3 protein-coding genes are annotated in these 6,028 nt (G+C 34.5%); all 3 read right to left on the reverse strand.

Annotated features, from left to right (window positions below; all coding sequences use genetic code 11):
• Positions 1-93 precede the first annotated feature (93 nt).
• Positions 94-1,380: a trigger factor gene (tig, locus tag BBG48_RS10405; RefSeq protein ID WP_068913272.1), complete on the reverse strand. Its 1,287-nt coding sequence runs from the start codon at positions 1,378-1,380 to the stop codon at positions 94-96.
• Positions 1,381-1,597: 217 nt separating this feature from the next.
• Positions 1,598-3,577: a cell division protein FtsA gene (locus BBG48_RS10410; protein WP_094754438.1), complete on the reverse strand. Its 1,980-nt coding sequence runs from the start codon at positions 3,575-3,577 to the stop codon at positions 1,598-1,600.
• 76 nt (positions 3,578-3,653) lie between these two features.
• Positions 3,654-6,028, reverse strand: a 2,375-nt coding sequence (locus BBG48_RS10415) for a transglycosylase domain-containing protein (RefSeq protein WP_116170979.1), incomplete at its 5' end; no start/stop codon positions are given.

The raw sequence follows: 6,028 nt of genomic DNA on the forward strand, positions 1-6,028 counted from the left end.
GAATATATGTCGTAGCTTCTTTCTCCTCTGTCTGTTTGTTCTACTACCACTGGTACATATGCCATTAGTGCTCTCCTTACTATTTTAGATTAACTATTTTTTTATAGTTTCTCCCTTTAAAAATTCTACTGTGTTTTTAGCTATTATGTTGTCTATCATGCCTTTTTTCTGCTTTTCTCCAAACATAGCTTTTATTTTATCTACATCCATGTTGTAAGCGTCAGCAACTTTCTTGAATTCTTCTTCAACTTGGTCTTCACTGTAGCTAATGTTTTCTAATTTTTTAACTTTTTCCAATACTAATGTAGATTTAATTCTTTTTTCTGCTTCCGGACGCATTTCAGCTTTCAGTTCGTCCTCAGTTTTGCCTATATAATTTAGGTATGAATTAATATCCAGTCCTTGATACATTAGGCTATGAGCAAATTCATCGTACATCATATCTGTCTGAGTATCTATCATTTCTACCGGAACATCTATTTTTGAATCTTTAACTATTTCTCTGATTATGTCATCTTCAAAGTCAGCATCTGCGTGTTCTTTTTTGTGGTCTTCCAGTTCTTTTCTTATGCTTTCTTTTAATTGGTCTAATGTGTCAAATTCGCTGATATCTTTAACAAATTCGTCATCAAGCTCAGGTAATTCTTTTTCTTGAATTTGGTTGATTTTTACATCGAATGTAACCGGAGCACCTGCTAAGCTCTTTTCATGATAATTTTCAGGGAATGTTAGGTCTAATGTCTTTTCTTCGCCAAGCTTCATACCAACTAATTGGTCTTCAAATCCATCTATGAAAGATTTTGAGCCAATTTCTAATTTATAATTTTCAGCTTTTCCGCCTTCAAATGGCACTCCATCTTTTTTACCTTCAAAATCTAGGTGAACTATGTCGCCTTCTTTGATAGCTCTGTCTTCTATTGTTACTATTCTTGCATTATGCTCTCTTTTGTGTTCTAATTCGTGCTGTACTTCTTCGTCTGTAACCTCAACCTTTGGATATTCTATTTCCAATCCTCTGTATTTACCTATTTCTATTTCAGGTGATACTACTACTTCTACACCTATCACTACGTCTTTACCTTTTTCTATTTCTTCAATGTCAATTGTTGGCGTAGCTACTGGCACAAGGTCTATTTTTTCCATTTCATCATAGAATTCTTTTGAAAACGCTGCATTTATAGCATCTTCGTAGAAGAAACCTTCACCATAATATTTTTCTACCATTGCCTTAGGTACTTTACCTTTTCTGAATCCCGGTATATTTATTTTACCTTTATTCTTTTCAAACGCATTATTAATATATTTGTCAAAGTCTTCCCTTTTTATTGTTAATTTTAATTTCGCGTTGTTACCTTCTCTGTTTAATAATTCTAAAGACATTTCATCCTCCTAAATTTTATTTAACCGCATTATTATATCATATTATTTTCTTATTGAAAAGGGATTGTATTTATATTTAATTTGTTTAACACACTTAAATTACTGGTTAATACAAGGCTTGTGATGTAATATTTGCACAAAAACATCTGCCATTTTTTTGAAATATCGCCTTATTTATAAGCATATATCTAATAAAATAGCAGATTTTTTGATTATTTTAATTTTCCCAATAAACTTCTAGATTGTCACCAGCTTTGATGGGTGTAGTATATTCTGCAGGCTGACCGTTTAACTTTGTTATTAATGCTTTACCCGAAGATTTCATGGTGTCAAAGTTGGCAAACTCAAAAACATCTACAAAGATTGGATTTTGCTTATTTGATTTAATTGTAACCAATCTACCGTTAAACGTAACTTGCAAAATAGTCTTAGGGGATATTGTTTCCGCTTTTACATAATCTGCTTTTCCCAAAACCGTAATTACATCATTTGGATATAAGGTTGTATCATTCATAGATATTTTATCATTTACACAAAGTGAAATATCGTGTAAATCCATGTAATCTTTAAATTTTTCTATTGTATCAAGATATTCTACATACAGTTTATCTCCGTTTTGAAGTTGTAAATTAAAATCTGTAGTCTTTGTCCCATTTAATATTATGTTATATGCGTAATTTAGCTTTTTGCTTTCAAAGGTTATATATTCTTCGCCAACAGCCTCTCCTAGTGTTATACTGATGTCCTCACCTCTTACTGCCGGTTCTATAAATATTTTATCTCCATCGTTAATCGCAGAATCTATGCCGGCTTTTTCTCCATTTAAGGTTATAATAGCCTCTGTACCATAATCAGAGCTAAACAATTTTTCTTTACCGTTTAAGTAAATCAAAAGTGATTTACCCTTTCTAGCTATCAAATCTTTTGGATTAAACCCTGATAATATTAAAGCGTCTCCTACTCTTAGCCCCGGAGCTCTAAATAGTCTAACATCTTCATCGTTTACAGACACGTCTAAAAAATCTTTTGTATGATTTTTAATGGTTGATTGTAGTAGTCCAACAGGCATTATAGACTGTGGAGAGCTTAAAAACGCTTCATCGCCCTCTATGTCTTTTAATGATGACGGATTTTTTACTACTACCCTTTCAGGCTGGATATCTAAATACTGAGCAATCAGCTTGTTAATTCTAGGTATTTGTGAGCCTCCTCCAACTAAAAATACTGCACTTGGAGACTTACCGTTCACCTTTACTATACCATCGGCTATATTTTTCGCTACTAGGTCAATTGAATCTTCGATTTTATCTAAAATCTCTTCTGTATCCACTTCCATTTGAGAGCCTATGATATCTGAAAATTTTTGTGTTGGAGCATACATTAAATTACATTTCAAATTTTCTGCTGTATCAAAATCTAGTAGATAAGTTCTTGATAATGCCTCTGTAATTTCATCGCCTGCTGTTGATGTCATTTCATAGCCTACTATCGTACCATCTCTTGTTATTGCAATATCAGATGTACCTGCTCCTATATCAACCATAGCTATGTTTAACAGCCTTACATTTTCAGGTACTGTCACCTCAAGTGCTACAACTGGCTCTAAATCCATATATGAAACGCTCAAATCTGCTCTTTTTACAACTGACTCCAATGCCTCTATGACAACTTTTGGCAAAAATGTAGCTATCATTTCGCAGGTTAGTTTTTTTCCTTTTTGACCTTCCGGATTTTTTATTTCGTAATCGTCAAGCTTGTATTTCATTACAGTATGCCCTACATTATAGTAAGGTACACCCTCTTGCACGTTTTCCTTAATCATATCGGATGCCTTTTGCAAGACTTCCATATCCAATTTTTTGATTATTTTTGGACTAATTTCTGTTTCTTCTTCAAATTCAAAGGTACATTCCGCCTGTATTGTCCTTAATGACCTGCCTGCTGCAGCTACTGAAACTTCGTGTAATTTGAATCCAGTCTCTTCTTCAAGCATTTTTTTGACTGATTTTACAACCTCTGCTACTGCCTGTATGTCATGTACTTGACCATCATACATGGCTCTGCTTTTGTGATTTTGAATGACAATATTTGTAATAACCAGCCTTTCATTTATCATTTTTCCCAAGATGCCTATTACATCTCTTGTCCCTACATCTAGTGAGAAAAATACGTCTTGTAAATTTTCATCTTCTATCATGCACTCCTCCTTAATTGGAATAGCTTGCAATTATAAATAATTTTATAAGGATGTGAATCTATATTTTTTATTGTGGTTAAAATATTGGTGAGTCATCGATACTACCGCCATTGTCTTGTGCAGGTTGTGAATTTTCGTATGATACCGGTGGAGCACTTTGCTGCCCTGTATCCTCATGTGCCGATGGCTTAGGTCGCTCAGGAGTAGGCTCTGTTGCCGGTGGCTGAGGTTGTACAGGCTGCTGTGGCTTAGAGCCTGCATTTTGTGTATTATTATTGTCATTATTACTTTGCTGTTCTGAGTTTGTAGAAGGAGCTTGTTGCCCTTGATTTGGTTCAACTGTATTAGTTTGTATATCTTGATTTTGCTGTCCTTGATTTTCTTCAAATATTATGCCGTCTAATTGCTGATTTTCAGTAGGTTCTACTGCGTTTGTCTGTTGTGTATCACCATCTAATGAATCAATTTCTTCTTCTGAAGGGTCATATGGCTTGTCTGATTTATTAAAGCCTTTTGGTTCTAGTGATAATTCCGAATCTATTTTATTCATAACTTTTGCCCAAAGTTTTGTCGGTATTTCTGACGTATATGATAATTCTCTTGGTGTGTCTGAGCCTATCCATATGCTACCTGTGTAATAAGGGGTAAATCCTGCAAAGTATACGTCCTTTACATCTGATGTAGTACCTGTTTTACCGGCAGATGGCATATTGCTCAGTTTAGCACTTGTTGCACTGCCTGATTTTACTACTCCTACAAGCATATCGACCATTTGAGATGCTTTATTTTCGCTAATCATTTCAAATACCTTAGGCTTGCTTTCATAAATAACTTTATCTGTAGAATCAAGTATTTTTGTAATGAATACCGGGCTGTTTTGTTTTCCAAGATTTGCTATACCTGCATATGCTGATGTCATTTCCAGCGTGGTTACACCTTTGGTTAAGCCTCCTAGTGCCAATGACAAGTTTTCATCATTTACGGCAGGATTTTCACTAGACCTGACTAAATGCTTAAATCCCATTTGTGTAAGGTAATCAAGTGACCTATTGGCTGCTGCTATTTTTGTAGGAGCTAATGTCTCTAATGTCTTTACTGCCGCTACGTTTGAAGAAACTGCCAACAAGAATTTCATAGTCCTGTTTCCATAGTATACTCCATGTATATTTTTAGGCCAAAAACCTGTAGGACTTGTACTGTCCTCTCTTGGCTTATCATTTATCATAGTGTTTGGTGTCATTCCATCTTTTAGTGCAAGTAAATATACAGCGAGCGGTTTTATTGCAGAGCCCGGCTGTCTTGGATTATCTGCTCTATCAAATATTAAACTTCCGTATTGTCCTCTACCGCCAATATATGCTTTTACATCTCCTGTATGCTGGTCAATTATAACCATGGCAGCTTGTGGCTGTATTACTCCATTTTGGTCAAAATACGAATTCGGGAAGTTCGCTTTATTGGCAAATTCTCTTTCAAGTATTTGCTGTATTTTTGTATTTAATGTTGAATATATCTTGAGTCCGCCAAATTTTAATAGATTATTTGCTTGTTCTTCTGTATTACCTTGCTCCACCAATATTTTTACTGCTTCTTTTTTTACTCTGTCATTAAAATATGTTGATATATCTCTATTATTTCTTTTCGGAAAGTTTATAATTACATTTTCATTTAATGCTCCCTGATATTTTTCTTCATTTATAATGCCAAGTTCTCTCATTTTTGAGAGGACAACCTTGCCTCTTTCAACCGATTTTGGATTTAATGTAGCTTTAGTAACCACTAATGAACCGTTTTTTAGCATCATATCTTCATAATAATCTATTTTTCCAGCATTTTTCAGTGCATCATATACTTGCTTTTGCACTTCTGTAGGCACTACATTGCCGTTTGATGGTGGATAAAGCTTTATCTGAAGTGATGAAATGTCATCTTGTGGTGTAATCTCTGATAAGGTGTATGGAATATATTTTGTAGGATACTGCGTAATTCCTGCTATTATTGCACACTCCATCAAGCTTAAATCGCCTACATCTTTATTAAAATAGGCTCTTGCCGCCGCCTGCACTCCGTTTACATTACTACCCAAAAATACGGTATTTAGATATGCGTACATTATGTCACTTTTATCTAGCTTTTGGTCTAGCTTTATCGCATAAACTATATCAGTAACTTTTCTTAGAGCACTTTTTTCTGTACTGGTTAAAAGGTTTTTTGACAACTGCATATTAATAGTAGAGCCACCTTGTTCAAAAGAGCCAATCTTTATATCATGTACCAAAGCTCCAATCAATCTTTTAAAGTCGACACCTCCATGCTCATAAAATCTTTCATCTTCTATGGCTATGAATGCTTTTTGTAAATCCATAGGTATTTGTTCTATAGGAACGATTGTCCTATCGATACCGCTTTGCACCTTTTCTGAGATGTTTCCCGCATCATCATATATATAGG

This window comes from Criibacterium bergeronii (assembly GCF_001693775.2).
Classification (GTDB): domain Bacteria; phylum Bacillota; class Clostridia; order Peptostreptococcales; family Filifactoraceae; genus Peptoanaerobacter; species Peptoanaerobacter bergeronii.

Excerpts from the sequence above, each read along its gene's own strand:
- tig (WP_068913272.1), bottom strand. The coding sequence starts at position 1,380 with ATGTCTTTAGAATTATTAAACAGAGAAGGTAACAACGCGAAATTAAAA.
- BBG48_RS10410 (WP_094754438.1), bottom strand. The coding sequence starts at position 3,577 with ATGATAGAAGATGAAAATTTACAAGACGTATTTTTCTCACTAGATGTA.